The following is a 25,131-nucleotide window of genomic DNA, read 5'->3' as shown; positions in this document are numbered from 1 at the left end:
ATCCCGGTCAGCCGGCCAGTGCCTCTTCCGGCTCCCCGCTGCTCACCCGCGGCCCCGTGACCCGCACCTCGGGCACCTCCCGGTGCGCCGGGTCCCGTACCTCGCCCACCAGGAGCTCCAGTACGTCCTCCAGTGCGACGAGGCCGAGGACCCGGCCGGAGGAGTCGGCCACCTGGGCGAGGTGCGTCGCCGCGCGGCGCATGACCGTGAGGGCGTCGTCCAGGGGCAGTTCCGAGCGCAGGGTCGTCATCGGATGCCACACCTGCTGCGGCACCGCCCGCTCCGACTCCTCCAGGTCCAGTACGTCCTTCACATGCAGATAGCCCATGAAGGCGCCGGTCTCCGCCGCGACCGGGAAGCGGGAGTACCCGGTGCGGGCGGTGAGCGCGACGATCTGGCCGGGGGTGACCGACGGGCTGACGGTGACGAGGGACTCACGCTTGAGCAGGACGTCCGTCACCGGGCGCGAGCCCAGCTCCAGGGCGTCCTCGAGGCGCTCCTGCTCCTCGGGATCGAGCAGGCCGGCCTGGCCGGAGTCCTCGACGAGCCGGTTGAGCTGCTCGCTGGTGAAGACCGCCTCGATCTCGTCCTTGGGCTCGACGCGGAACAGCCGCAGGATGGCCTGCGCGACCGCGCCGAGGGCGACGGTGATCGGCTTGCAGAAGCGGGCGAACCACACCAGCCCGGGGCTGAGCCACAGCGCGACCCTCTCCGGTGCGGCCATCGCCAGGTTCTTCGGCAGCATCTCGCCGATGACCAGATGGAAGAAGACCACCGCGGCGAGCGCGATGACATAGGTGAGCGGGTGGATCACGCCGGCCGGCAGATGGACCCACTCGAACACCGGCTCCAGCAGATGCGCCACCGTCGGTTCGGCGACCGCGCCGAGCGTCAGCGAGCAGACGGTGATGCCGAACTGGGCCGCCGCCATCATCTGCGGCAGCCGCTCCAGGCCGTACAGCACCTGACGGGCGCGTGCCGTGCCCAGCGGTTCGATCTGGCTGCGGCGCACCGAGACCAGGGCGAACTCGGCGCCGACGAAGAAGCCGTTGGCGAGCACGAGCAGCGCGGCGAAGACGAGTTGGAGCACGCTCATCGGGCGACCTCCACCACGGCCCCGGTCCGCACCAGACGGACGCGCTCGGCGCGGTAGTGGCCGACCCGGCGCACCGACAGCCGCCAGCCCGGCAGCTCTGCCCGGTCGCCGACGGCCGGGATGCGCCCGAGCAGGTCGGCGACGAGCCCGGCGACGGTCTCGTACGGCCCCTCGGGCACGTCGAGGCCTATGCGCTGGAGGATGTCGACCCGGCAGCTCCCGTCGGCGTCCCAGGCGGGACGGCCGTCCTCCGGCGGGGCGGCGGCGAGTTCGGGCAGGTCCTGGCCGTCGTGCTCGTCGCGGACCTCGCCGACGATCTCCTCGACGATGTCCTCCAGCGTGACCACGCCGGCCGTGCCGCCGTACTCGTCGACGACGACCGCGATGGGCTGCTCGCTGCGCAACTGGGCCAGCAGGGGCTGGACCGGCAGGGTCTCGGGGACGAGCAGCGCCGGGCGGGCGATGCGGCCGACCGGTGTGCGCAGCCGCTCACTCGAACGGATCGCCAGCGCGTCTTTCAGATGGACCATGCCGACGATCTCGTCGATCCTCTCCCGGTAGACCGGGAAGCGGGACAGACCGGTGGCGCGGGTGAGGTTGACCACGTCCTCGGCGGTCGCCGACGACTGGAGCGCGCTCACCTTCACGCGCGGGGTCATGACGTGCTGCGCGGTGAGCTCACCGAGCGACAGGGTCCGTACGAAGAGGTCCGCGGTGTCCTGTTCCAGGGTGCCCGCCTGGGCGGAGTGCCGGGCCAGGGAGACGAGTTCGCCGGGGGTTCGGGCGGAGGCCAGCTCCGCGGCGGGCTCGATGCCCAGCGCGCGCACGAGACGGTTCGCGACGGCGTTCAGCGCGGCGATCACCGGGCGGAACAGGCGCGCGAAGACGTTCTGCGGGCCGGCGACGAAGCGCGCGACCTGCATCGGCCGGGACACCGCCCAGTTCTTGGGCACGAGCTCGCCGATCACCATCTGCACGGCCGAGGCCAGCAGCATGCCGACGACCACGGCCACGCCGGACACCGCGCCCTCGGGGATGCCGATCGCGGTGAAGGGGCCGCCCAGCAGCTCCGCGAGCGCCGGTTCGGCGAGCATGCCGACGACGAGGGAGGTGATGGTGATGCCGAGCTGGGTGCCGGAGAGCTGGAAGGACAGTTCCTTGAGCGACTCGACGACCCGGTGGGCTCGGCGGTCACCCTCGGCGGCGGCCTTCTCGGCGTCCGTCGCCTCGACCGTGACCAGGCCGAACTCGGCCGCCACGAAGAAGCCGTTGGCGAGGATCAGCAGGAACGCGGCTGCGAGAAGCAGCAAGGGGATGCTCATGACGCGGCCGCCCCGGTATGTCGGGTGGGGGCGGCGCAGGTACTACAGGACGATCCGTCCATCGCTGGAGGGAATCACTCCTCGGGTAGCAGGGGGCCTCTGAAGACCGTCGGGCACATCAGTGGCGGAGGCGTCACGAAAACGCCTCCGCCAACAGATTAATCAAGACATCGCGATTTACGGCAGGGTGGACGCCACCGAGTCAGCCCTCACGGTCCTCGGGCTCCTTGATGGCGTGGGCCTCGGCGAGGGCCCGCAGGGCGCGCGCGTCGGCGATGGCGTGCTGTTTGGCGATGCCCGGCTGGATGCCGAGCGCGGGCAGGCTGGTGCCGTCGCTGAGGTTGAGGAACACCCAGGGGTCGCCCGGACGGAGGTTCACCTGAAGGATCTCGGCCCAGTCCAGCCGGCGCCTGGTGGCGATGTTCACCACGGTGACGCCGGACTCGTCGGCGACGACCTTCACGCGCGCGAGCATCGCCAGCACGCAGAACATGAGCGCGCCGGTGAGGATGAAGCTGAGGCGCTCCCCCGGGCCGAGCTTCTCCAGGAGCAGCGCGACGGCCGTGATGACGACGAAGATCGCGATGCCCGCGGTGAGCAGGACGGCCCGGGTGCGGCCCGGCCGGAACGTGACGGGAAGAGCAGGCAGTTCGGACATCTCTGTGTTCTCTACAGGCGGCAGGCGTGGATGGCCGTGGTCAGGATGGCCCGCGCGCCGATGTCGTACAGGTCGTCCATGATGCGCTGGGCTTCCTTGGCCGGGACCATCGCGCGGACGGCGACCCAGCCCTCGTTGTGCAGTGGCGACACGGTCGGCGACTCCAGACCCGGGGTGAGGGCGACGGCCTTCTCGAGCTGCTCGACGCGGCAGTCGTAGTCCATCATCACGTAGGTCCGGGCGACCAGGACGCCCTGGAGGCGGCGCAGGAACTGCTGAACCTTCGACTCGACGGCCTCTTCGGCGTCGGCGCCGACGCGGCGGATGACGACGGCCTCGGACTTCATGATCGGCTCGCCGACGACCTCGAGACCGGCGTTGCGCAGTGAGGTGCCGGTCTCGACGACGTCCGCGATGACCTGGGCGACACCGAGCTGGATCGCGGTCTCGACGGCGCCGTCGAGGTGGACGACCGAGGCGTCGATGCCGTTGTCGGAGAGGTGCTTGGCGACGATGCCCTCGTAGGAGGTGGCGACCGTCTTGCCCTTCAGGTCCGCGAGGTCGTCGCCGACGGTGCCGGGCTTGGTGGCGAAGCGGAAGGTGGAGCGGGCGAAGCCCAGCGGCAGGATCTCCTCGGCATCGGCGTCCGAGTCGATCAGCAGGTCACGGCCGGTGATGCCGATGTCGAGCTGGCCGGAGGCGACGTAGATGGCGATGTCGCGGGGGCGCAGGTAGAAGAACTCGACGTCGTTGCCGGGGTCGACGATCCGCAGTTCCTTGGATTCGCGCCGCTGCAGGTAGCCGGCCTCATGCAGCATCTCCGCCGCAGGGCCGGACAGGGAACCCTTGTTGGGGACGGCGATGCGCAGCATGAGGTCGGCTTCCTTCGTTCGCTGTTGTGGGTGTGCTTGATCTCTGGTGCTCAGAGGTGGGCGTAGACGTCGTCCAGGGAGATGCCGCGCGCGACCATCATCACCTGGACGTGGTAAAGCAACTGCGAGATCTCCTCGGCTGCCGCTTCCTTGCCCTCGTACTCGGCGGCCATCCAGACCTCGGCGGCCTCCTCGACGACCTTCTTGCCGATGGCGTGGACGCCCTTCTCGACGAGTTCTGCGGTACGGGAGATGGCGGGATCGCCGTGGGCGGCCTTGTGCTGGAGCTCGGTGAAGAGCTCCTCGAACGTCTTCTTGGACATGGTGACGCTCAGCCTATGCCACATACGCCTTTCGTCAGCGCCAGGGTTCAGATACTGAGCGGAGGGTCGCCGCCGTGGCCACGGCGGCCGTCACCGCCTCGTGCCCCTTGTCCTCGTTGGAGCCCTCGATACCCGCCCGGTCCAGGGCCTGCTCCTCGGTGTCGCAGGTCAGCACGCCGAAGCCGACGGGGACGCCGGTCTCGACGGAGACCTGGGTGAGGCCGTGGGTCACGCCCTGGCACACGTACTCGAAGTGGGGGGTGCCGCCGCGGATGACGACTCCCAGGGCCACGATCGCGTCGTAGCCGCGGCCCGCGAGGACCTTGGCGACCACCGGGAGCTCCCAGCTACCGGGGACCCGCAGCAGGGTCGGCTCGTCGATGCCCAGGTCGTGCAGGGCGCGCAGTGCGCCGTCCACCAGTCCGTCCATCACCTTCTCGTGCCACTGTGCCGCGATGACCGCGACCCGCAGGTCGCCCACATTGCGTACGGACAGCTCCGGTGCGCCCTTGCCGCTCACGTTCTTGAGTCTCCTCGGTGTGCTGTTACTGGTTGGTGCAGGTGGCCAGGGGGGCCGCGGTCACGGGGGCCGTGTCCAGCCAGGGCAGGTCGTGGCCCATCCGGTCCCGCTTGGTGCGCAGGTACGTCAGGTTGTGCTCGCCGGCCTGCACGGGCATCGGCTCGCGCTCGGTGACCTCGATGCCGTGGCCGCGCAGCGCCTCGGACTTGTCGGGGTTGTTGGTCAGCAGGCGCACGCTGCGCACGCCCAGGTCGGCGAGGATCCGCGCGCCGGCGCCGTAGTCGCGGGCGTCCGCGGGCAGGCCGAGTTCGAGGTTGGCGTCCAGGGTGTCGCGGCCGCGCTCCTGGAGTTCGTAGGCGCGCAGCTTGGACATCAGACCGATGCCCCGGCCCTCGTGTCCGCGCAGGTAGACGACGATTCCGCGGCCCTCGTCCTGGATGCGCTCCAGGGCCGACTGAAGCTGGGGGCCGCAGTCGCAGCGCAGGGAGTGGAAGACGTCGCCGGTCAGGCACTCGGAGTGGACGCGGACCACGACGTCCTCGCCGTCGCCGATCTCACCGTGGACGAGGGCGACGTGCTCGACGCCGTCGACGGTGGAGCGGTAGCCGTACGCGGTGAAGGCGCCGTGGGCGGTGGGGAGGTGCACCTCGGCCTCGCGGCGGACGGTGGACTCGGCCCGAAGCTGCTCCTGCTGAACCGCCTGCGGCTCGGCCTGCTTCGGGTGCTCGGCGTCGCGCAGGTAGGCGATCAGGGCCTCGATGGAGATGATCGTCAGGCCGTGCTTGCGGGCGAACGGGATCAGCTCGGGCAGCCGCAGCATCTCGCCGTCCTCGCCGGCGATCTCGACGATGGCGCCGGCCGGGCGCAGGCCCGCGAGCCGGGCGAGGTCGACGGCGGCCTCGGTGTGGCCGTTGCGCACGAGGACGCCGCCGGGCCTGGCGCGCAGCGGGAAGATGTGGCCGGGGCGGACGAGGTCCGACGGCTCGGCCTTGCCGCTCGCGAGGAGCTGGAGCGTGGTCGAGCGGTCGGAGGCGGAGATACCGGTGGTCACGCCGTGCGCGGCCGAGGCGTCCACGGAGACGGTGAACGCCGTCTTCATCGACTCGGTGTTGTCCTGGACCATCTGGGGGAGCTCAAGCCGCTCCAGCTCGTCCGGCTCCATGGGGGCGCAGATCAGGCCGCGGCACTCGCTCATCATGAAGGCGACGATCTCGGGGGTCGCGTGCTCGGCGGCGATGACGAGGTCGCCCTCGTTCTCGCGGTCCTCGTCGTCGACGACCACGACCGGGCGGCCGGCCGCGATGTCGGCGATGGCCCGCTCGACGGGGTCGAGAGTGAGGTCCTCGATGTCCTCGGTGCGGTACAGGGTCGGTGCCGTGGTCATGCCGGCGCTCCTTCCAGGACGGGCCGCGTGTCCTTGCGGGAGCGCAGCCACCAGTCGCGCATGCCCCACAGGACGAGTGCGCCGTAGATGACGTAGACGAAGCCGGAGAAGGCGTAGCCGTTGGCGAAGTTCAGGGGGACGCCGACCAGGTCGACGAGCAGCCAGGCGAACCAGAACTCGACCATGCCGCGCGCCTGGGCGTACATGGCGACGACGGTGCCGACGAAGATGTAGGCGTCGGGCCAGGGGTCCCAGGACAGGGTCGGGTACGCCTTGAACAGCAGCGCCACCGCGACGGTGCCGGCGGCGGCCGCCGCGACCATGACCCCGCGCTCGCGCCAGGTGGCGAAGCGGACGGCGATGTGGCCGTCCTCGCCCTGGCCCTTGCCGCGCTGCCACTGCCACCAGCCGTACAGGGCCACCACCATGACGACCGCCTGCTTGCCGGCGCTGCCGGTCAGATGGCCGAAGAACGCCCCGAACAGGATCAGGCCGGCGAGGAACTGCACGGGCCAGGTCCATATGGAGCGCCGCCAGCCGAGGGCGAGGGCGGCGAGGCCGAAGAGGTTGCCGATCATGTCCGACCAGAGGATGTGCTGGCCGAACAGGACGAAGGCCTCGGAGTTCAGCGAGTTCACCGGTTCGTCGCCCCTTCGGGGGAGAGCCGGTCGCCCAGCATCCGCTCGACGTACTTGGCGATGACGTCGACCTCGAGGTTGACCGGGTCGCCGGGCTGCTTGAGGCCGAGCGTGGTCAGGTCGAGGGTGGTGGGGATGAGGCTGACGGTGAAGTAGTCGGGGCCCGCGTCGACGACGGTGAGGCTGATGCCGTCGACGGTGATGGAGCCCTTCTCGACCACGTACCGGGACAGATCCGCGGGGAGCGAGATCTTCACGATCTCCCAGTTCTCGGACGGCTTGCGCTCCAGCACCTCGGCGGTGCCGTCGACGTGGCCCTGCACGATGTGCCCGCCGAGGCGGGCGCCCACGGCGGTGGGTCGCTCCAGGTTGACGCGGGAGCCGACGGCGAGGACGCCCAGGCTGGAACGGTTGAGGGTCTCGGCCATGACGTCGGCGGTGAATTCGTCGCCCTCGTGGTCGACGACCGTGAGGCACACGCCGTTGACCGCGATGGAGTCGCCGTGCTTCGCGCCGTCGGTGACGACGGGGCCGCGCAGTCGGAAGCGACAGGCGTCGTCGAGGGTCTCGACGGCGGTGATCTCGCCCAGCTCTTCGACGATTCCGGTGAACACTTCCCGGGTCCTCCTGCCACATAGGGGCACGGACTCCGGGGCCTGTCGATGACGACAGAATGTACGAGCAGGGACACCGGGGGCGACGCCGGACAGGGCTCGCCCCAAGGACGAACCGGTACGGCGGCGCGCACGAATGCCCGCCCGCCGCGCACTGCCTCCCATCCGGACTTTAACCGTCGGTCCAGGAATTTCACCTGGTCAACCGGCCGCTGGAAGCGACCGGGTCGCGGACTGTAACCGCCGGTTCGGACTTTCACCGACCCCGGAGTGCGCTGCTTCTGGTACACGGCCAGTGTGCCACGCCTGATCGGTGTCCATACGGGCGAGGGATGTGGGGTGGCTCACAGGCCACGTCGCTGGACTTCCACAGCGACCGGCCGGCGCCCCAACTCCCGTGCACGGAGATGCCCTTGAGATTGGTCCATACCTATTGACGCTATGGTCTAGTCCTCTTTAGTGTGCGGGAACCTCCCCGTCCTCGGACCCCTCTTCCTGGGGACACCCCCCGCAGACGACCCGGCGGCGGTGACGACGGCCCTTGCCCGCCGCCGGGTCTCCCAACTGCCGCCCGCGGCGCCTCTGGCAAGGTGAGGGCATGACGACCGCGAGCGCCGAAGAGTTCGAGACCCACCGCCCGCGGCTGTTCGGCCTGGCGTATCGCATGCTCGGCTCCGCCGACGAGGCCGAGGACACCGTCCAGGACGCGTATCTGCGCTTCAGCGGCGCCGACCGGGACACGATCGAGCACCCGTCGGCCTGGCTCGCGAAGGTCGTCACCAACCTCTGCCTCAACCGGCTGACCTCGGCGAGGGCCCGGCGTGAGCGGTACGCCGGCCCCTGGCTGCCGGAGCCTGTGGTCACCTCGGACGGCACGCTCGGGCCGCTGGATTCCGCCGAGCAACGGGACGCCGTGTCCCTGGCGATGCTCGTACTGCTGGAGCGGCTGACCCCGACCGAGCGGGCCGTGTACGTACTGCGGGAGGCGTTCGCCTACGGCCACCGGGAGATCGCCGCGGCGCTGGATCTGACCGAGGCGAACTGCCGGCAGCTCTACCGGCGCGCGGTGCGGCGGGTGGGCGAGGAGCGCTCGCGGTTCGAGTCGACCCCCGAGCGGCAGGAGGAGCTGGTCAGGTCGTTCCTCACGGCGGCCCGCGAAGGTGACCTCAGCGGGCTGGAGAAGCTGCTGGCGGCCGACGTCGTCTGGTCGAGCGACGGCGGCGGCAAGGTCTCGGCGGCCCGGCGGCCGATCGAGGGCCGGGAGAAGGTGTTCCGCTTCCTCGCGGGTGCGTCGCGGACGTTCCTGTCCGGTGTGGACTTCACGCTCGCCGAGGTCAACGGTTCGACCGCGGTGGCCGTCTGGGCCGGCGACACGCTGAAGACGGTGGTGTCGTTCGAACTGCGGGACGGGCTGATCGCTCACGCGTGGGCCGTGGTCAACCCCGACAAGCTCCAGTTCGTGGGCCGGCAGCTTTCGCGGGGGTAGCGAGGCACCGGTGCGCGGCGGGGTGCCCGGGCTGTCACATTTCACGGGGGTACTCGGTCCCAGTCGGCGAGGGGCGCTTCACCCGGGAGCGCCCGGCCTTTCGAAGGGACTGCACAGCATGACCACGATCCTGGTGACGGGCGGCACCGGCACACTCGGCCGGCATGTCGCCGAGCGGCTTCGCGCCGACGGGCACGAGGTGCGGGTGCTCAGCCGACGCGCCCAGCCGTACGCCGTCGACCTGCGCAAGGGCGGTCCCGGCCTGGACACCGCGATGGCGGGCGTGGACACGGTCGTGCACTGCGCGAGCTCGCAGAACGGCGGTGACGAGGAGGCGGCGGGGCGGCTGATCGCGGCCGCGCGGAAGGCGGGCGTACGGCATCTGCTCTACATCTCGATCGTCGGCGTGGACCTGGTGCCGCTCGGCTACTACAAGTCCAAGCTCGCCGTGGAGCGGATGGTCGAGGAGTCGGGGCTCGGCTGGACCGTGCTGCGCGCGACCCAGTTCCACGACCTGGTGATGCGGGTGCTCGCAGCCTTGTCCAAGGTGCCGGTGATGCTGGTCCCGGCCGGTGTGCGGGACCAGCCCGTCGAGGTCACGGAGGTCGCGGACCGGCTGGCCGAGTTGGCCCAGGCGGCTCCCGCGGGGCGGGTCGAGGACATGGGCGGCCCCGAGGTGCGGACGTTCGACTCGCTGGCCCGCGCCTATCTGAAGGCGACGGGCCGCAGGCGGTTCGTCGTGAACGTGCCGCTGTGGGGGAAGGCGTACCGAGGCATGCGCTCGGACGGCCTCCTGGCCCCGGACCAGGCGGTGGGCAAGGGGACGTTCGAGGAGTACCTGGGGCGGCGGGGCGGGAGCGGAACGGGTGCCTGACCGGTGCCCGGGGCGGCGAGGCGGCGGCGGGACGGACATCTGACCGGCGCCCGGGGCGGCGAGGCGGCGGCGGGACGGACATCTGACCGGCGCCCGGGGCGGCGAGGCGGCGGCGGGACGGACATCTGACCGGCGCCCGGGGCGGCGAGGCGGCGGCGGGACGGACATCTGACCGGCGCCCGGGGTGGCGAGGCGGGGGCGGGACGGACATCTGACCGGCGCCTGGGCCGCACCGGAACGGCTGGCCGGCCCGATCTCTGGTGCCGGTCAGCGGTCCGGCGGGGCGAACAGCTCGTCCTGCGCCGCATCGCGCGCGGTGAGCAGCGCGCCGCGCAGAGCCGCACCGCCACCCAGGCCGCAGGGCCGCAGGGCCGCAGGGCCACAGGGCCACAGGGCCGGGGCCGCAGGGCCGCAGGGCCACAGGGTCGCTGGGCCGCAGGGCCGCGCCGGAACTGTTGGCCGGCGCGATCTCTCCTGCCGGTCAGCGGTCCGGCGGGGCGAACAGCTCGTCCTGCGCCGCGTCGCGCGCGGTGAGCAGCGCGCCGCGCAGGACCGCGCCGCCGCCCAGGCCGCTGGGGCGCACCACGGTCGCGAGCGGTGACATCCGACGGACCCGCTCCTCCACCCGCGCGGCGAGCACCTCTCCCCCGGCCTGCCCGACCTCGCCACCGAGGACCACGCAGCCGGGGTCGAGGATGGCGACGACGGAGGCGACGCCGACCGCCAGGCGGTCGGCGAGGGTGTCGAGGAAGCGGTCGGCGGCGTCCGACGGACCGTCACGCTCCGGCCGGCCGTCCGCGACCTGCGCGTTCCCGGCGCCGGCCACCAGCGCGACGGCGTTCCCCACCACCCCCGCGGCGAGCGGCTCGGGCGCGGACGCGTCCTCGACCAGCAGGCCGAACGACCCCGCGAGGTCCACGATGGCCGCCGAACCCGCCAGCGAGTGGAACCCGCCCTCGCAGTCCACCGCCGAGGGCAGCCCGCTCGTCCCGGGCACCGGCAGGAAACCGATCTCACCGGTGCCGCCGGAGGCGCCGCGGCGCAGCGCGCCGTCGAGGACCACCGCCGCGCCGGTGCCATGACCGAGCCACAGCAGGACGAAGGTGTCCCGGTCGGCGGCCGCTCCGTCGCGCTGTTCCGCGAGAGCGGCGAGGTTGGTCTCGTTCTCCACGCTGACGCGGGCCTCGGGGAGCCGTTCCTGGAGGGCGGCGACCAGGCTGCGGTGCCATTCGGGCAGGCCGGTGGAGTCGCGCAGCTCCCCGCTCGCCGGGTCGATGAGGCCCGGGGCGCCTATCCCCACCGTATGGAGCCGGTCCGCCCCGGCCTCCTTCACGACCTGCTCCACCAGCGCCACCGCCTGCTCCACGGCGGGCCCCGTCCCGGTGTCGCCGCCGATCGGCACCGACGCCTCGGCGAGCACGGTGCCGACCAGGTCGGACACGACCGCCGAGACGCCTTCGGTACGGACGTCCAGGGCCGCCAGATGGGCGCGGTCGGCGACGATGCCGTACAGCTTGGCGTTCGGGCCGCGACGCTGCTCGCCCGCCTCACCGACGACCGCTATCAGGCCGGCGTCGGTGAGGCGCTCGACGAGGTCGGCCACGGTCGGCCGGGACAGTCCGGTGAGCTGCTTGAGCTGGCCTGCCGTCAACGAGCCCTGCTGCTGGAGCAGTCGGAGGGCGAGCCGGTCGTTGATGGCCCGGGCGGTGCTCGGGGATGCGGGCATGCCGGGATCCTTCCAGATCGGCTGGGCCGTGCGGCGTACGGCAGCGGGTGGCCACGAAAGCACCCTATCTATCAGGCAGGGTTCCTGATAGTTTACGCCCGGATCAGGCACAAACGAAGACCGGGAGGGATCGCACAATGAGTGGGATGGTCTACGACCTGCGCGAAGTGAGGCGCGCCCGGTACGCCGTGGCCGCCGTCTTCGCCGTGCACGGCGCCGTCACCGGCTCGTTCGCGACGCGCGTGCCGTGGATCCAGGACCATGCCGGCGTCAGCGCCGGCCAGTTGGGCATCGCGCTCGCCTTCCCCGCGCTCGGCGCCTCCGTCGCGATGCCGCTGGCGGGCAGCATCTCCCACCGCTTCGGCGCCCGGAACGCCCTGCGCGGACTGATCGCCCTGTGGACGCTGGCGCTGATCCTGCCCTCGCTCGCCCCCAACCTGCTGACCCTGTGTCTGGCGCTGTTCGTCTACGGCGCCACGGCGGGCATGTCGGACGTGGCGATGAACGCGCTGGGCGTCGAGGTCGAGACCCGGCTGGGCCGGTCGATCATGTCGGGTCTGCACGGCATGTGGAGCGCGGGCGCCCTGGTCGGCTCGGCGGCCGGCACGCTCGCGGCGCACCTCGGCTCGGACGCCCGGCTGCACCACGCGCTCGCGGCGGTGACGCTCACGCTTGTGGGTGTGGCGGCCTGTCAGTGGGTGCTCGACCTCCAGCCGGCCGAGGACGAGGAGCCGCCGCCGAGGTTCGCGCTGCCGCCCAGGTCGGCGCTGCTCATCGGGGCGGTCGGGTTCTGCGCGGTGTTCGCGGAGGGCGCGAGCCTGGACTGGTCGGCGGTCTATCTGCGGGACCAGCTCGACACCTCGGCGGGTCTCGCGGCGGCCTGCACGACCGGCTTCACGCTCACCATGGCGATCGCCCGGCTCGCCGGCGACAAGGTGGTGGACCGCTACGGCTCCGTGCGCACGGTCCGGTTCAGCGGCGTCCTCGCCACGCTCGGCGGACTGCTCATCATCGTGTCGGACCGGCCCGCCCTTGCGATGGCCGGGTTCGCACTGCTCGGGCTCGGCATCGCGGTGGTCGTGCCGCTGTGCTTCGCGGCGGCGGGCCGCAGCGGCCCCAACCCCTCGCTGGCCATCGCGGGCGTCGCGACGATCACCTACACCTCGGGCCTCGTCGCCCCGAGCGCGATCGGCGGGATCGCTCAGGCCACCAGCCTGATGGTGTCGTTCTGCCTGGTCACCGTGCTGTCGTTCGGGCTCGTGGTGTTCGCGCGCGTCCTGCGCGCCGGTGACCGCGACCGCCCGAAGGTCAGCCGGCCGGACGCAGCAGTTCCCGACCCGCGGCCCTGAAGCCCTCGCTCCACGGCGCCGGGCGCAGCGTCCCGGCATCCAGCCGCACCAGGACCCGAGTGCCGTGGGCGTAGGTCACCGAGCCGTCGGCCGAGCAGAACCGGAAGCCATACGTCAGCCCGGTGTTGCCGAGCCGCTCCAGCCAGAGGTGGACGGCGTAGACGCCGGGCTTGGTGACCGGCGCCTCGTAGCAGATGCGCAGTTCCTTGACCGCGTTGCAGGCGTCGCCGGCGGCCACCCAGTCGCCCTCGAAGCGGAAGCCGTGCTCCTGCCACAGCTCGGCCCAGGCCCGCTCGACCATCAGCGGGTAGCGGGCGTTGTGCAGCAGCCCGAGCGCGTCCAGGTCGTCGAAGTGGACGGTGACGGGGACGAGTCGGCCGTAGGACAGGGCGGGCGCGATCGGGGCTTCGGCGGTCACTTGCGGGACTCCTGGGACGTACGAGTTGACTCCCACCATCCTAAGCGGACGCTCAGCATCCCTGGTGGGCCCGGGTCGGCGCGGCCTCCGGTGTCCCTGACAATGGTCCGGACACCCACCCGTACGACGAAAGCGAAACCGCACCATGGATCTCGGCGTCCGCTGGAAACTGCACGGCGGCGACGGACGAACCCCGGCGCCCGGAGCGGTCGTCCGGCCCGACGAACGCCTGACCTGGCCCCGCACGGTCGGACTCGGCGCCCAGCACGTGGTGGCGATGTTCGGGGCGTCGTTCGTGGCGCCGGTCCTGATGGGGCTCGACCCCAACCTGGCGATCATGATGTCGGGCGTCGCGACGGTGATCTTCCTGCTGGCCACGCGCGGCCGGGTGCCCAGCTACCTCGGCTGCTCGCTCTCCTTCGTCGGCGTCGCTGCGGTCATCCGGGCCGACGGCGGTTCGAGCGCGGTCGTGACCGGCGCGGTCCTGGTCGTCGGCGCGGTGCTGTTCCTGGTGGGGCTCGCCGTGCAGCGGTTCGGGGCGCGGATCATCCACGCCACGATGCCGCCGATCGTCACCGGCGCGGTGGTGATGCTGATCGGCTTCAACCTGGCGCCGGTGACGGCCTCCACGTACTGGCCGCAGGACCAGTGGACGGCGCTGCTGGTGATGCTGTTCACCGGTCTGGCCGTGGTCTGTCTGCGCGGATTCTGGTCCCGGATCGCGATCTTCCTGGGCCTGGTCTTCGGCTACGGCATCTCCTGGGCCTTCGACCGGATCTTCGGCCGTATCCACTCGGTCGACGCGAGCGGCAAGCTCACCGACCACTGGCGCCTCGACCTCTCCGGCGTCGGCAAGGCCGACTGGATCGGCCTGCCCGATCTGCACGGCCCGTCCTTCCAGTGGTCGGCGATCCTGGTGGCGCTGCCCGTCGTCATCGCCCTGGTCGCCGAGAACGCCGGGCACGTCAAGGCCGTCGGCGAGATGACCGGCGACAACCTGGACGACAAGCTGGGCACCGCGATCTCCGCGGACGGCGCCGCCTCGGTGCTCTCCACGGCGGTGGGCGGCCCGCCCAACACGACGTACTCCGAGAACATCGGTGTGATGGCGGCGACCCGCGTCTACTCCACCGCCGCCTACTGGGCCGCCGCCGGCTTCGCGCTGCTCTTCGGCGTCTGCCCCAAGTTCGGCGCGATCGTGGCCGCGATCCCGGGCGGTGTCCTCGGCGGCATCACCGTCATCCTGTACGGCATGATCGGCCTGCTCGGCGCGCAGATCTGGATCAACGCCGAGGTGGACCTGCGCAATCCGCTGAACCTGGTGCCGGCCGCGGCGGGCATCATCATCGGCGTCGGCAACGTCACCATGGAGTTCACCGACACCTTCGAACTGAGCGGCATCGCGCTCGGCACGTTGGTGGTCATCACCGGCTACCACACGCTGCGGGCGTTCGCCCCGGCCCACCTCAAGACGCAGGAGCCGCTCCTCGACGAGGGGACGTCGTCCTACGACGAGGAGAGCGGCACCGGCGAGGGGACTCAGCGCGCCAGCTCGTAGGCGTACGACGCGGTGAACGTGCCCGGCCTGCCCTTGCACCCGTCCGACTCCCCCGGGAGCTTCACCCACAGGTAGGCGTCGATCCGGGACTCGCCTGTCGCCAGGGTCGGCGCGCGGCCCAGCTTGCGGCCCGACGGGTCGCACCACTCCCCGTCCGCCGGGGCGCCGGCGCCGTTGCGGCTGGTGTCGATGACTGCGCCCAGGCCCGGGGGGCCGCCGAGGGCGTCGAGGACCTGCCGGTCGTAGGCGATCTCGGCGGACGTGGTGTGGAAGTTGGAGACGTTACTGAAGACGCCGTCGGAGGACGCGGTCGAGGCGGCGCCTGCCTGCCGCAGCCGCTCCGCCTGCTTGGCGGGCGCGTTCCAGCCGGAGTGTCCGGCGTCGTAGTAGACGCGGGCCTTGGGGTTGGCCGCCTTCAGGACACGGCCGGCGCGGGCGAGGGAGGCGAAGCGGTCGGCGCGGGCCCGCTCGGAGAGGCACTCGGACTGGGCGACGGAGTCGGGCTCCAGGATGACGATGACGTCGCCGGAGCCGAGCCCGGCGGCGAACCGGTCGATCCAGTCGTCGTACGCGTCGAGGCCGGGCGCCCCGCCCTCGGAGTACCCGCCGCAGTCGCGGTCCGGTATCGCGTACGCCACGACCACCGGCACGCGCCCGAGCGCCGAACCGCCCGAGGTGACCGCGCGGACCCGGGCGGTGATGGTGTCCGGCGTGAAGTCGGCGAACCACACCGCGGCCGGCTGCGCGGCGATCCGGGACTCGATGACGGCGTGCCGGGGGTCGCCGGCGTTGTCGCGGACCCACTCAAGGACCTGGGAGTCGGGGTGGCGGTACAGGCGCGTGGAGACCAAGGCGGTGCTCTGCTTCCTCTCGGTCCGCCTGGGCGAGGGCGTGGGGGTGGCCTTCTCCCGCCTCCTGGTGGGCGAGGCGGACGTCGGCGAGGGGGAGTTGGTGACCGACGGGGAGGCGGACGGCAGGAGCGGCAGGGAATCCAGACTCGGCGAGCGCGTCACCCGGGGCGGCCCGGCCTCGTCGGAGCCCCCGCGGTCGTCGAGCGCGGAGACCATCCCGGTCACCGCGCCGACGGCGACCACGACCGAGGCCGCCACCGCCATGACGCCCCGCCGGGCGGTCCTCCTGCGCTCGGCCCTGCGTGCGGCCAGTCGCTGGGCGCGTGAGCCTGGCACCGTCCCGCTCCCCCTCCCCCACAGCGAGCGCGTCCCCCGTTCTGGGGAAGCGCCGGGCCCGCCGACACTGCGGCCAGCCTAAAGCTGGGACATTGCCCCCATGGCGCAATGCGAACAATTCACCACAGCCGTGGACGCGGTCATCTCCCGTATGCGCGCCCTCGAAGCGACGCTGCCCGAACGCGACGGTGTGGCCGTCTTCAACCGTGTCTACCTCGCCGTCACGGAGGCGGTCGACCGGCACATCGACGGCGGCCGGTTCCCGGACGCGCGGGCGGCGATCACGCTGGACGTGCGGTTCGCGCAGCGGTATCTCGCGGCGGTTCAGTCGGCCGAGGACGAGCGGCGTCCGCCCGCGTGCTGGCGGCCCCTGTTCCAGATGCGCCGGCATCCCGGCGTACGTCCGTTGCAGTTCGCGCTCGCGGGCATCAACGCGCACATCGGCCACGATCTGGCGCTCGCCGTGGTGGACGCCTGTCGTAGCCTCGGCTGCGAACCCGTCGAGCTGGAGGATGAGTTCGATCGCGTGGGTGATCTCCTCGTCTCGCTGGAGGAGCGCATCCGCGAAGATCTGATGCCGGGTCCCGATCTGCTCCAGATCGCCGACCCGCTCACCCATCTGCTCGGCTCCTGGAGCCTGGAGCGCGCGCGGGACGCCACCTGGTCGTCGGCCCGGGCGCTGTGGGCCCTGCGCCGGTTCCCGGAGCTCGCCGAGGAGTTCACCGAGCGGCTCGACGCGGCGGTGGGGTTCGCGGGACGCATGCTGCTCACGCCACTGGCGGACTGATCTCGGCCACACCGCGCGGTACACCTGACCCACGCGGGTACCCGAGTTAAGTTGACGATTGAACCGTCAGTGACGAACGCGACGTGCTCTGTGACTGACCGACGCAAAGGAGCGTACGGATGACCCTTCGGTTGGGGCTCAGCCTCCCTCAAGCCCAGCAGTACGACATCGGCCGTGACGTACCGGACGTCGCGCGCACCGCCGAGCGGATCGGCTACGAGAGCCTGTGGGTCTACGAGCGGGCCCTGTTCCCGGAGCCGCAGACCCAGGGCCTGTACGGCATCGAAGGGCTGGCGTGGCCCGATATGTACCGCGGTGTGCCGGACCCCTTGGTGACATTGACCCTGGCGGCGTCGGCGACCGAGCGGGCCCGGCTCGGCACCAGCGTCCTGGTGGCACCTCTGCACAACCCGTTCCAGCTCGCCAAGGCGCTCGCCACGCTGGACTCGGCGAGCGGCGGCCGGGTCGTGGCGGGCTTCGGCACCGGTTGGTCGCTCGACGAGTACGCGGCGGCGGGCGTGGCGCCGTTCGAGGAGCGCGGCAAGGTCCTCGACGAGATCATCGACGTGTGCCGGGCCGTGTGGGGCCCGGACCCCGTGTCCTACGAGGGCCCGCACTCCAAGATCGCCTCGGCCGTGGTCGCGCCCAAGCCCGCCCGGCCGATCCCGATCCTGGTGCCCACCAACAGCAAGAAGGCGATGACCCGGCTGGTCGACCGCCTCGACGGCTGGATGCCGATCGCCATGGGCGCCGAGCAACTCACCTCGCAGTGGCGGCAGTTGCAGGACCTCGCGGCCGAGCGCGGACGCACCGAGCCGATCCAGGCGGTGGTCCGGATCAACGTCCAGTACAGCGCGAAGGCGTACGACGGCGCCGACCGCGCCGCGTTCCAGGGCAGCGTCGAGCAGATCGTCGAGGACCTGGCCGCGCACGCCGTGGACGGGCTCGACGAGTTCTTCTTCGAGCTCCAGGGCCTCGCGCGCGACGCCCAGGAACTCAAGGACGTCGCCGCCGAGGTGTACGAGGCGGTGCGGGCCGCCGGGCTCTGACGGCCCGGCAGCCCGGGCGGGCTCAGTCCTCGGGCAGCTCGACCGGCGCGATCTCGTCGTAGACGTCGCCCGGACCCGGGTTGCCCGCGTCGGTGCTCCCGCCGAGGTGGTGCATCACGCCCCAGACCGCGTTCAGCGCGGTCTGGACGGCGCCCTCGGCCCAGCCGGCCGTCCAGGAGATGTCGTCGCCGGCGAGGAAGATGCCCCGCTTGTCCTCGGGCAGCCGGTCCTGCATGAAGTGCGTGAACAGGCGCCGCTGGTAGCGGTAGTGGCCGGGCAGGTTGGCCTTGAACGCGCCCATGAAGTAGGGCTCGTTCTCCCAGGAGACGGTCACCGGGTTGCCGATGATGTGCTTCCTGATGTCGACCTTCGGATAGATCTCGCCGAGCGACTTCAGCATGACCTCCATCCGCTCGTTCGCGGACAGCGGCAGCCACTTCAGGCTGTCGTCGCACCAGGTGTAGGAGAGGCAGATGACGGCGGGCTTGTCCGGACCGTCGTCCAGGAGGTAGGTGCCGCGCGTCATGCGGTCGGTCAGCGTCATCGACATGACGTCCCGGCCGGTCTCCTCGTCCTTGTCCAGCCAGAACGGCCGGTCCACCGGCACGAACAGCTTCGAGGACTCCATGTAGTGGGTGCGCTCGATCGCCGTCCAGTGGTCGATCGGGAAGAGCGAGTCGTCACAGGCGATCTTGGACAGCAGCATCCAGGACTGGGCGGTGAAGACGGCCGCCGGGTAGGTGCGGATGTCGCCGCCCGCGTCGGTCACGGTGATCCGGTTGCCAGCGGCGCGGTGCAGCCGGGTCACCGCCGGACGGGGCTCGCCGTTCTCGTGCAGCGACGCCAGCGAGGTGCCGTAGGACCAGTGGACGATCTTCTCCGGCGCGCGCTCCCACAGACGCACCGGGAGCTGCTGGGAGCCGCCGACGATGCCGCGGTGGTGGTCGTCGGCCTCGGTGTAGACGACCCGCAGGATCTCCAGGATGGAGTTCGGGAAGTCGGTGTCCCAGCCGCCGGTGCCGAAGCCGACCTGACCGAAGATCTCGCGGTGCCGGAAGGACTTGAAGGCCTCGGAGTCGCAGAGGAAGCCGTAGAAGGTCTGGTTGTCGAGCTTCTCGACGAGCTTCGCCCAGATCTCGCGGATGCGCGGCACGTCCCGCTCGCGCATGGCGCGGTTCATGTCGGAGAAGTCGGCGCCCTCTTCGAGGCACTTGTTCCAGGCGTCGGCGACGTCGCGGTAGACCTGCGGCAGGTCGTCGATCGTCTCGGCGTAGTGCGACTCGCCCTTGAGGTCGACGACGGTCGAGGGCGTCGCCTCGGCGAGGGGGTTGGGGAACGGGCTGGTCTTCAGGCCCACGAGGTCGATGTAGTGCTGGAGCGCCGTGGAGGACGGCGGGAAGCGCATCGCGCCCATCTCGGCCATGAGGCCCTCGGTGCTGGGGCCGTCGAAGCCGACGGTGCGCAGCCGGCCGCCGATCTGGTCAGCCTCGTACACGACGGGCTTCAGGCCCATCTTCATCAGCTCGTAGGCGGCGATGAGGCCGGACAGGCCGCCGCCGATGACCGCGATCTCGGTGCCGTGTTCGGTCGCCGGTATCTGGCCGAGCCCCGCCGGGTGGGCGAGGAAGTCGTCGTAGGCGTAAGGGAAGTCCGGGCCGAACATGGTGATCGGCGGCTGCTGCTGCTCGTCGGTGTGCTCGACGGCGTTGGGCACCATGGACGTCATGGGGTACGGACTCCTTGCGACTGCGTGAGGGAGAGCGGGGCGGCGTTTCAGACGAGCGACCCGTAGAGGCCGGGGCGGCGGTCCTTCAGATACGGGTTCGCCTCGCGGGAGGCGGCGACGAAGGCGGGGTCGACGTCGGCGAGGACGAGTTCCTCGGCGTGGCCGGCCCGGGTGCGGGCGACTCCGTCGGGGCCGGCCAGCGTGGAGAGGCCGACGAACTCGAACTCCCCTTCCTGGCCGACGCGGTTGACGTAGGCGACGTACATCTGGTTCTCGAAGGCGCGCACCGGGATCATCGACTCGGCGACGAACTGGAACGGGTGCATCTGCGCCGTCGGCACCACGAGCAGGTCGGTGCCGGCGAGGGCGTGGGCCCGGACGTTCTCCGGGAACTCGACGTCGTAGCAGATCAGCAGGCCGACCCGGACGCCGTCGAGCTCGGCCTGGACGACCTGCTGCTCGCCCGGCGTGAAGTGGTCGCGCTCGAAGCAGCCGAAGAGGTGGGTCTTGCGGTAGTTCGCCAGTCGGGTGCCGTCGGCGGAGATCATCTGGGCGGAGTTGAAGACGACGTCGCCCTCGCGCTCCGGGTAGCCGTAGACGATCGCCAGGCCGTGCCGGGTGGCGGTCTCGGCGATCGCGTCCGCGCAGTCGCCGTCGGCGGGCTCGGCGAGGCGGGCGATGTCGTCGCCGATCGCGTACCCGGTGAGGAACATCTCCGGCGCGACCAGCAGCCCGGCGCCCGCGGCGGCGGCACGGCCCGCGGCGTCGTCGAGGACCTTGAGGTTCTCGACGGTCGAGCCGGGGCGGCCGGAGCTCTGGAGCAGGGCGGTGCGCATGCGTGTCCTCACCGGGGCGAAAGGGTGATTGTGGGGGCCATGTAGAAGGTACGGGCGGCTGACCAGGCCGGACAAGAAGGAGCCGTTGCGCGCCGGTGAGCGGTTTGTTGCGTGCGCCGGGGGGTCGGCGGCGATTCGTTGCGCGACCTGTGGCGTAGCTCCGCTCGTTCCCGGGGCGCAGGGCCGGGCGGCGCCCCCGCCGAGCGGCGGAGACGCGGTCCCGACCCCGGCGCGATGTGGTGCCCGCACGGCGCCGGGAGAGTGGGGAACGTCCGCTTGACCAGGGGAAAGGACCGCGATGAACCGCCGAATGAAGATCGTCGTGCTCGGCTCCGCACTGCTGCTCACCGCCACGGCGGCCGCCACCGCCGCCGCCGACGCACCGGTGCGGCGCGAGGCCGCCGCACTCACCGGCACCGCCAAGCTGTACCGCTCCGCCGGGGATGACATCACGTTCTCCTTCGACGCCCATCTGGCGGCGAAGGACAACGCCGACCCGACGAAGGCGACCGGCACCTTCGAGTTCAGCCACTACCTGAACGGCGAGGGCGCCCGGGCGAAGGCGAAGGTCGACTGTCTGGTCACCGGCGGGAAGGTGGCCGTCGTCTCCGGCGTGATCACCGACTCCGACCTGCCGGGCGCCGAGGGCAAGCGGGTCGGCATCACCGTCCATGACGTCGGCCGTCACGACCGGCTCGGCTATAGCTGGGCCTCCACGGGCAGCCCCGTCGAGACGAAGGGGCTGCCGAAGTGTGTGGGCTCCGCCCCCTTCGAGAAGGTCAGGAAGGGGACGGGCGACTTCACGGTCGTGCCGTGGCGGCCCGAGTTCTAGCCAGCGCCGGCGCCGTCACCAGGTAGGGCACGGCGAGCACCGCGAAGACGGTGCTGTGCGCGGCGTGCGTGCCGAGCAGCGCGTACACGCCGAAGGTGGCGACGGTGGCGAGTTCGGTGCCCAGGCTCGCCACCGAGGTGAGGGTGGCCCGGCGGGACTCGTCGATGCGGTGCTGGAGGCGGACGTCGGCGAGCACCTCCGCCACCTGGAACCCGGCGAAGGCCAGGCTCACGAGCGCGATACCGGCAAGGGAGCGGGCCACGGCGCCGACGGCCAGGGCGAGGGCGGCGCCCGCGAGGAGCGCCGCGAGCCCGGTCGGGCCGAGGCGCTCGGCCGGTCCGGTCAGGAGGCTGCCGACGGTGACTCCGGCCCAGATCAGCATGATCAGGTAGGGCACGGTCGCCTCGGCGACACCGATGTCCCGGACCAGCAGCGGGGTGTATTCGTCCAGCGCGCCCCACACCGCGGCGACGGCCGGGACCAGCAGCAGGGCGCCGCGCACGGAACGGTCCCCGCGGACCTGGGCGAGTCCGGTCCGCAGGGTCGTCGCCCAGCCGTCGTCGCCGGCCTCCGGTCGCACCCGGTGCTCGGGGAACCGGGTCGCGACGGCGGCGGTCAGCAGGCAGGCCGCAAAGCTCGCGGCACCGACCGCCGCATAGCCTCCCCGGGCGAGGACGGGCCCCGCGAGGCCGATGGAGGACACGGTGCCCAGCAGCCGCGCGGCCCGGGCCCTGCCCATGACACCGGCGTACCGGTCGGCCGCGCCCAGCCTGTCCAGCTCGTCGTACACGAGCGCCTCCAGGGCGCCGGAGCCGAGTGCCCCTCCGGCGCCCCACAGGACGAAGCCGGCCGCGAAGGCCCAGTACGACGGGACCGCCACCCACAGCGCGAAGCCGGCGGCGGTGAGCAGGGGTCCGAACCAGAGCAGCCGGCGCCGGGACATCGCGTCGGCCCAGGCACCGGAGGGCACCTCCAGCAGCACGCCGGTGACCGACCACAGGGCGAACAGGGAGGAGATCTGCCAGAGCGACATGCCGGTGTCCGCGAACAGCAGCGCGTACACCGGGTAGAGCAGGACGAAGTCGTCGAGGAACGAGTAGCCGTACAGCGTGGTCGTCAGCCGCCGGAGACCGGTGGCGGGCACACGCGCAGGTGAGAGTGTCATGGGGCCTTCCCGCAGGGACGTTTCGGACACCGGGGGTACGGCGTCCGAGGCGGCCCTCGGGAGGCACGGCTGCTGGATCAATGTCGCCGGGTCATGGCAACGATGGTAGGCGCCTGCCGCTCACTCGCGCAGGGAGAATGTGGTGATCACGGCGGCATGGTCGGAGGGCCACTCGTTGTGCTCCACGTCCGGCCAGGGGCGCGGACTGCCACTGACGTGGGTCTCGGAGTGCAGCACGCGCAGACCCCGGTGCAGCACGAAGTCGATCCGGTCCTGCGGCTCGGGGCGTCCGCTGCCGTCCTCGTGCAGGACGTGGATCGGCGACCAGGTGTGGCCGGGGTGGGCGGCGGGGTCCGGGTGGGCCTCACGGTAGGAGTCGCGCAGGCCCGCCTCCTCTGCCGCCTTCGTCACCGGCCACTCGACGTCCGGCCGGTCCAGGTGGGAGGGGCTGTTGAAGTCGCCGACGAGGACGACAGGGACGCCGGCAGCGGCGCTCTCCTCGATCCGGCGCAGGGCGTCCCTCATCTGTTCGAGCCGCACCTTCTCGTGGGCGATGAGCTCGGCGGCGGGGAGCCCGTCGAAGGCGGACTCGTACGGGCCGTAGGGCGTGTAGTCGAGGTGGGCCGTCCAGATGTCGACCTCCTGCTGCCCCGCCCGGATGCGGACGCCGGCCGCACCGTAGAAACCGACGGCCGGGTCGCCGAAGCGGGCCGTGATCGGGTGGCGGCTGATGATGCCGAGGTTCTCGCCGGCCCGGTGGTGGTACCAGCCGAGGGCGTCGGCGAGGTCCTCGGCGGCGGTGCCGTTCGTCTCCTGCAGGCCCACCACGTCGACGCCGGTCTCGGCGATGACCTTGAGCTGCTTGGCCAGGTGGTCGTGGACCCTGGTGCCGCCGTGCCAGAGGTTCCAGCTCATGACGCGCAGCTCGGGCGAGGGCGGGGCGGCGGTCGGCAGGGTGCGCAGCCGCTGCGTGGTGACGCCCTCCAGGCTGGGCAGGACGGTGCGGCCGGGGGCCGGCTCGATCGGGGCGAGCGAGGGCACCGCCAGGACCGTGCAGCCGGCCGCCTCCGCGGAGCTGACGCCGGTGCGGGTGTCCTCGACGGCGACGCAGGCCGCCGGGTCGACGCCGAGGGCGCGGCAGGCGGCGAGGTAGGGGTCGGGGGCGGGCTTGGTGCGGTCGGTGTCGTCGGCGGTGACGGAGACCGCGAAGCGGCTCGCGCCGAGGGCTTCGAGGACGGTGTCGGCGACGGCTCGGGGCGACGCCGTGACCAGAGCCGTGGGGATGCCGTCGCGGGCCAGGGCGTCGAGCAGTTCGAGCGCGCCGGGGCGCGGGACGATGCCGGCGCGGACCCGGTCGGCGAACTCGCGGTGCAGCGCCTCGGCGAGGTCGGCGGCCGGTGCGCCGGTGGCCGCGGCGAGCCAGTCGGCGGTGTGCTCGACGGGCCGGCCGAGCACCTCCGCCTCGTCCGCCTCGGTCAGGGCCCGGCCGGCGACCTGCTCCACCGCCTCCCACCACAGTCGCTCGGTGTCGACGAGCGTGCCGTCCATGTCGAACAGGACGGCCTGGAGGGGGAGTCGAGTCACGGTTGTCTCTTTCTTGCGTGGGGGGATCAGGTAGGTCGTACGGGGGTCAGCGGCTGCGTTCGGCCACCAGCACGGGCCGCTCGGGCAGCGACACGCTCACCGCGGCGCCCGCGCCGAGCGCGGCCGTCTCATGGGCGGGCAGGTCGGCCTTCACCTCGGTGCCGTCGGCGAGCCGTACGGTCAGCCGCGTGGTGGCCCCGAGGAACGCGGTGGCGACCACGCGCGCGTCGGAGGCGTCGTCGGCGCGCACGGCCACGGCCTCCGGCCGCACCAGCACGTCGACGTCGGACACCGAGGGTACGTCGCCGTCGACCGGCAGCCGCCGGCCCAGCACCTCGACACCGCCGTCGACGAGCGTGCCCGGGATCCGGCTCATCGTGCCGACGAACTCGGCGACGAAGGCGGTGGCGGGGCGGCCGTACAACTCGGCGGGCGCGGCGCACTGTTCGAGCCGTCCGGACCGCATGACGGCGACCCGGTCGGCCATCGACAGGGCCTCCTCCTGGTCGTGGGTGACGAACAGCGTGGTGATGCCGAGCTCCTGCTGAAGCCGCCGGATCTCCTCGCGCAGCGTCAGGCGCACCTTGGCGTCGAGCGCGGACAGCGGCTCGTCCAGCAGCAGGACGCGCGGGCGCAGGGCGAGGGCGCGGGCCAGGGCGATGCGCTGCTGCTGGCCGCCGGAGAGCTGGTGCGGGAACCGCTCGCCCTTGTCGGCGAGGCCGACCAGCTCCAGCAACTCGGCGGCACGGGCGCGCCGTTCGGCGGTGCGCACCTTGCGCATGCGCAGCCCGAAGGCCACGTTGTCGAGCGCGCTCAGATGCGGGAAGAGGCTGTACGACTGGAAGACCATCCCGGCGTCCCTGCGGTGCGCGGGGATGCCGGTGACGTCCTCGCCGTCCACCAGGACCGCGCCGGAGTCGGGGTGTTCGAACCCGGCGAGCATGCGCAGCGCGGTGGTCTTGCCGCAGCCGGACGGGCCCAGCAGGGCGAGGAGTTCACCCGGCTCGACGGTCAGGTCGAGCCCGTCGAGGGCGACGGTGGGTCCGAACTCCCGGCGCAGGCCGCGGAATTCGACGTTGGCGGCCTGCGTGGCCGTGGCTTCAGCGGTCTTTTCGAGCACGGTCATG

24 protein-coding genes and 1 riboswitch are annotated in these 25,131 nt (G+C 71.9%); of the genes, 7 read left to right on the top strand and 17 right to left on the bottom strand.

Going from position 1 to position 25,131, the window contains the following annotated elements; translation table 11 throughout:
• Positions 1 to 7: 7 nt before the first annotated feature.
• The 9 genes from ACZ69Q_RS36775 to ACZ69Q_RS36735 all read right to left on the bottom strand — a co-directional run bounded on the left by ACZ69Q_RS36775 (position 8) and on the right by ACZ69Q_RS36735 (position 7,427).
• Positions 8 to 1,096 (bottom strand): hemolysin family protein, encoded by a 1,089-nt coding sequence (locus tag ACZ69Q_RS36775; RefSeq protein WP_471050753.1) that lies wholly within the window; start codon positions 1,094 to 1,096, stop codon positions 8 to 10.
• Positions 1,093 to 2,418, bottom strand: coding sequence for a hemolysin family protein (locus ACZ69Q_RS36770; protein ID WP_471050750.1), 1,326 nt, complete (start codon positions 2,416 to 2,418; stop codon positions 1,093 to 1,095). The genes ACZ69Q_RS36775 and ACZ69Q_RS36770 overlap by 4 nt, the downstream gene beginning before the upstream one ends.
• 202 nt (positions 2,419 to 2,620) lie before the next feature.
• Positions 2,621 to 3,076 carry a PH domain-containing protein gene (locus tag ACZ69Q_RS36765; protein WP_471050748.1) on the bottom strand — a complete coding sequence of 152 codons (456 nt, stop codon included), beginning with the start codon at positions 3,074 to 3,076 and terminating at the stop codon, positions 2,621 to 2,623.
• Between the two features lie 11 nt (positions 3,077 to 3,087).
• Positions 3,088 to 3,948, bottom strand: a complete 861-nt coding sequence (hisG, locus tag ACZ69Q_RS36760; RefSeq protein ID WP_471050746.1) for an ATP phosphoribosyltransferase — start codon at positions 3,946 to 3,948, stop codon at positions 3,088 to 3,090.
• A gap of 50 nt (positions 3,949 to 3,998) precedes the next feature.
• Positions 3,999 to 4,271: a phosphoribosyl-ATP diphosphatase gene (locus tag ACZ69Q_RS36755; RefSeq protein ID WP_471050745.1), complete on the bottom strand. Its 273-nt coding sequence runs from the start codon at positions 4,269 to 4,271 to the stop codon at positions 3,999 to 4,001.
• A 34-nt stretch (positions 4,272 to 4,305) separates the two neighbouring features.
• Positions 4,306 to 4,791, bottom strand: coding sequence for a 6,7-dimethyl-8-ribityllumazine synthase (gene ribH / locus ACZ69Q_RS36750; RefSeq protein WP_381640676.1), 486 nt, complete (start codon positions 4,789 to 4,791; stop codon positions 4,306 to 4,308).
• A 25-nt stretch (positions 4,792 to 4,816) separates the two neighbouring features.
• On the bottom strand, positions 4,817 to 6,175 hold the full coding sequence (locus ACZ69Q_RS36745) for a bifunctional 3,4-dihydroxy-2-butanone-4-phosphate synthase/GTP cyclohydrolase II (RefSeq protein ID WP_471050742.1): 1,359 nt from the start codon (positions 6,173 to 6,175) through the stop codon (positions 4,817 to 4,819).
• Entirely contained in the window at positions 6,172 to 6,813 is a 642-nt protein-coding gene (locus tag ACZ69Q_RS36740; protein ID WP_471050739.1) for a nicotinamide mononucleotide transporter family protein, read from the bottom strand. The genes ACZ69Q_RS36745 and ACZ69Q_RS36740 overlap by 4 nt, the downstream gene beginning before the upstream one ends.
• Entirely contained in the window at positions 6,810 to 7,427 is a 618-nt protein-coding gene (locus tag ACZ69Q_RS36735; RefSeq protein WP_471050736.1) for a riboflavin synthase, read from the bottom strand. The genes ACZ69Q_RS36740 and ACZ69Q_RS36735 overlap by 4 nt, the downstream gene beginning before the upstream one ends.
• 147 nt (positions 7,428 to 7,574) lie before the next feature.
• Positions 7,575 to 7,705, bottom strand: a riboswitch (FMN riboswitch).
• A 320-nt stretch (positions 7,706 to 8,025) separates the two neighbouring features.
• On the opposite strand from ACZ69Q_RS36735, the gene ACZ69Q_RS36730 reads away from it, so the two are divergent.
• A complete protein-coding gene (locus ACZ69Q_RS36730; protein WP_471050733.1) occupies positions 8,026 to 8,913 on the top strand; it encodes an RNA polymerase sigma-70 factor in 888 nt (295 codons plus the stop codon).
• Between the two features lie 118 nt (positions 8,914 to 9,031).
• Complete coding sequence (locus ACZ69Q_RS36725; RefSeq protein WP_471050730.1) at positions 9,032 to 9,787, top strand: SDR family oxidoreductase; 756 nt, start codon at positions 9,032 to 9,034, stop codon at positions 9,785 to 9,787.
• A gap of 481 nt (positions 9,788 to 10,268) precedes the next feature.
• Here the strand turns inward: ACZ69Q_RS36725 and ACZ69Q_RS36720 are convergent, their stop codons facing one another.
• Positions 10,269 to 11,513, bottom strand: coding sequence for an ROK family transcriptional regulator (locus ACZ69Q_RS36720; protein ID WP_471050727.1), 1,245 nt, complete (start codon positions 11,511 to 11,513; stop codon positions 10,269 to 10,271).
• A 137-nt stretch (positions 11,514 to 11,650) separates the two neighbouring features.
• On the opposite strand from ACZ69Q_RS36720, the gene ACZ69Q_RS36715 reads away from it, so the two are divergent.
• Entirely contained in the window at positions 11,651 to 12,862 is a 1,212-nt protein-coding gene (locus tag ACZ69Q_RS36715) for an MFS transporter (protein ID WP_471050724.1), read from the top strand.
• On the opposite strand, the gene ACZ69Q_RS36710 is transcribed toward ACZ69Q_RS36715, so the two are convergent.
• Positions 12,822 to 13,280 carry an acyl-CoA thioesterase gene (locus ACZ69Q_RS36710; protein ID WP_471050723.1) on the bottom strand — a complete coding sequence of 153 codons (459 nt, stop codon included), beginning with the start codon at positions 13,278 to 13,280 and terminating at the stop codon, positions 12,822 to 12,824. The two genes, ACZ69Q_RS36715 and ACZ69Q_RS36710, sit on opposite strands and share 41 nt — an antisense overlap.
• 145 nt (positions 13,281 to 13,425) lie before the next feature.
• Between ACZ69Q_RS36710 and ACZ69Q_RS36705 the strand changes: the two genes are divergently transcribed.
• The gene (locus tag ACZ69Q_RS36705; protein WP_471050721.1) at positions 13,426 to 14,838 is read left to right on the top strand and encodes a uracil-xanthine permease family protein; all 1,413 of its coding nucleotides are present in this window, start codon (positions 13,426 to 13,428) and stop codon (positions 14,836 to 14,838) included.
• On the opposite strand, the gene ACZ69Q_RS36700 is transcribed toward ACZ69Q_RS36705, so the two are convergent.
• Positions 14,820 to 15,953, bottom strand: a complete 1,134-nt coding sequence (locus ACZ69Q_RS36700) for a glycoside hydrolase family 6 protein (RefSeq protein ID WP_471050903.1) — start codon at positions 15,951 to 15,953, stop codon at positions 14,820 to 14,822. The two genes, ACZ69Q_RS36705 and ACZ69Q_RS36700, sit on opposite strands and share 19 nt — an antisense overlap.
• 172 nt (positions 15,954 to 16,125) lie before the next feature.
• Between ACZ69Q_RS36700 and ACZ69Q_RS36695 the strand changes: the two genes are divergently transcribed.
• Both ACZ69Q_RS36695 and ACZ69Q_RS36690 read left to right on the top strand, forming a co-directional pair.
• The gene (locus tag ACZ69Q_RS36695; RefSeq protein ID WP_471050719.1) at positions 16,126 to 16,812 is read left to right on the top strand and encodes a DUF5995 family protein; all 687 of its coding nucleotides are present in this window, start codon (positions 16,126 to 16,128) and stop codon (positions 16,810 to 16,812) included.
• A gap of 119 nt (positions 16,813 to 16,931) precedes the next feature.
• On the top strand, positions 16,932 to 17,861 hold the full coding sequence (locus tag ACZ69Q_RS36690) for an LLM class F420-dependent oxidoreductase (protein ID WP_471050717.1): 930 nt from the start codon (positions 16,932 to 16,934) through the stop codon (positions 17,859 to 17,861).
• A gap of 22 nt (positions 17,862 to 17,883) precedes the next feature.
• On the opposite strand, the gene ACZ69Q_RS36685 is transcribed toward ACZ69Q_RS36690, so the two are convergent.
• Positions 17,884 to 19,587 (bottom strand): flavin monoamine oxidase family protein, encoded by a 1,704-nt coding sequence (locus tag ACZ69Q_RS36685; RefSeq protein WP_471050715.1) that lies wholly within the window; start codon positions 19,585 to 19,587, stop codon positions 17,884 to 17,886.
• Between the two features lie 47 nt (positions 19,588 to 19,634).
• Positions 19,635 to 20,423 (bottom strand): carbon-nitrogen hydrolase family protein, encoded by a 789-nt coding sequence (locus ACZ69Q_RS36680; protein WP_471050712.1) that lies wholly within the window; start codon positions 20,421 to 20,423, stop codon positions 19,635 to 19,637.
• Between the two features lie 298 nt (positions 20,424 to 20,721).
• On the opposite strand from ACZ69Q_RS36680, the gene ACZ69Q_RS36675 reads away from it, so the two are divergent.
• Complete coding sequence (locus ACZ69Q_RS36675; protein ID WP_471050710.1) at positions 20,722 to 21,255, top strand: Repetin; 534 nt, start codon at positions 20,722 to 20,724, stop codon at positions 21,253 to 21,255.
• Here ACZ69Q_RS36675 and ACZ69Q_RS36670 read toward each other — a convergent pair.
• The 3 genes from ACZ69Q_RS36670 to ACZ69Q_RS36660 all read right to left on the bottom strand — a co-directional run bounded on the left by ACZ69Q_RS36670 (position 21,224) and on the right by ACZ69Q_RS36660 (position 25,130).
• Positions 21,224 to 22,420 (bottom strand): MFS transporter, encoded by a 1,197-nt coding sequence (locus tag ACZ69Q_RS36670; protein WP_471050707.1) that lies wholly within the window; start codon positions 22,418 to 22,420, stop codon positions 21,224 to 21,226. The genes ACZ69Q_RS36675 and ACZ69Q_RS36670 overlap by 32 nt on opposite strands.
• 120 nt (positions 22,421 to 22,540) lie before the next feature.
• Positions 22,541 to 24,004 carry an HAD-IA family hydrolase gene (locus ACZ69Q_RS36665; RefSeq protein ID WP_471050705.1) on the bottom strand — a complete coding sequence of 488 codons (1,464 nt, stop codon included), beginning with the start codon at positions 24,002 to 24,004 and terminating at the stop codon, positions 22,541 to 22,543.
• Between the two features lie 46 nt (positions 24,005 to 24,050).
• Positions 24,051 to 25,130 (bottom strand): ABC transporter ATP-binding protein, encoded by a 1,080-nt coding sequence (locus ACZ69Q_RS36660; protein ID WP_471050702.1) that lies wholly within the window; start codon positions 25,128 to 25,130, stop codon positions 24,051 to 24,053.
• Position 25,131: the final 1 nt, after the last annotated feature.

This window comes from Streptomyces sp. NPDC036764 (assembly GCF_055609385.1).
Note: the sequence above shows the minus strand (reverse complement) of the source record. Positions and strands in the feature narration are given on the sequence as shown.

Coding starts and splice junctions, on each gene's coding strand:
- ACZ69Q_RS36775 (WP_471050753.1), bottom strand. CDS start 1,096: ATGAGCGTGCTCCAACTCGTCTTCGCCGCGCTGCTCGTGCTCGCCAAC.
- ACZ69Q_RS36770 (WP_471050750.1), bottom strand. CDS start 2,418: ATGAGCATCCCCTTGCTGCTTCTCGCAGCCGCGTTCCTGCTGATCCTC.
- ACZ69Q_RS36765 (WP_471050748.1), bottom strand. CDS start 3,076: ATGTCCGAACTGCCTGCTCTTCCCGTCACGTTCCGGCCGGGCCGCACC.
- hisG (WP_471050746.1), bottom strand. CDS start 3,948: ATGCTGCGCATCGCCGTCCCCAACAAGGGTTCCCTGTCCGGCCCTGCG.
- ACZ69Q_RS36755 (WP_471050745.1), bottom strand. CDS start 4,271: ATGTCCAAGAAGACGTTCGAGGAGCTCTTCACCGAGCTCCAGCACAAG.
- ACZ69Q_RS36745 (WP_471050742.1), bottom strand. CDS start 6,175: ATGACCACGGCACCGACCCTGTACCGCACCGAGGACATCGAGGACCTC.
- ACZ69Q_RS36730 (WP_471050733.1), top strand. CDS start 8,026: ATGACGACCGCGAGCGCCGAAGAGTTCGAGACCCACCGCCCGCGGCTG.
- ACZ69Q_RS36725 (WP_471050730.1), top strand. CDS start 9,032: ATGACCACGATCCTGGTGACGGGCGGCACCGGCACACTCGGCCGGCAT.
- ACZ69Q_RS36720 (WP_471050727.1), bottom strand. CDS start 11,513: ATGCCCGCATCCCCGAGCACCGCCCGGGCCATCAACGACCGGCTCGCC.
- ACZ69Q_RS36715 (WP_471050724.1), top strand. CDS start 11,651: ATGAGTGGGATGGTCTACGACCTGCGCGAAGTGAGGCGCGCCCGGTAC.
- ACZ69Q_RS36705 (WP_471050721.1), top strand. CDS start 13,426: ATGGATCTCGGCGTCCGCTGGAAACTGCACGGCGGCGACGGACGAACC.
- ACZ69Q_RS36700 (WP_471050903.1), bottom strand. CDS start 15,953: ATGGCGGTGGCGGCCTCGGTCGTGGTCGCCGTCGGCGCGGTGACCGGG.
- ACZ69Q_RS36695 (WP_471050719.1), top strand. CDS start 16,126: ATGGCGCAATGCGAACAATTCACCACAGCCGTGGACGCGGTCATCTCC.
- ACZ69Q_RS36690 (WP_471050717.1), top strand. CDS start 16,932: ATGACCCTTCGGTTGGGGCTCAGCCTCCCTCAAGCCCAGCAGTACGAC.
- ACZ69Q_RS36685 (WP_471050715.1), bottom strand. CDS start 19,587: ATGACGTCCATGGTGCCCAACGCCGTCGAGCACACCGACGAGCAGCAG.
- ACZ69Q_RS36680 (WP_471050712.1), bottom strand. CDS start 20,423: ATGCGCACCGCCCTGCTCCAGAGCTCCGGCCGCCCCGGCTCGACCGTC.
- ACZ69Q_RS36675 (WP_471050710.1), top strand. CDS start 20,722: ATGAACCGCCGAATGAAGATCGTCGTGCTCGGCTCCGCACTGCTGCTC.
- ACZ69Q_RS36670 (WP_471050707.1), bottom strand. CDS start 22,420: ATGACACTCTCACCTGCGCGTGTGCCCGCCACCGGTCTCCGGCGGCTG.
- ACZ69Q_RS36660 (WP_471050702.1), bottom strand. CDS start 25,130: ATGACCGTGCTCGAAAAGACCGCTGAAGCCACGGCCACGCAGGCCGCC.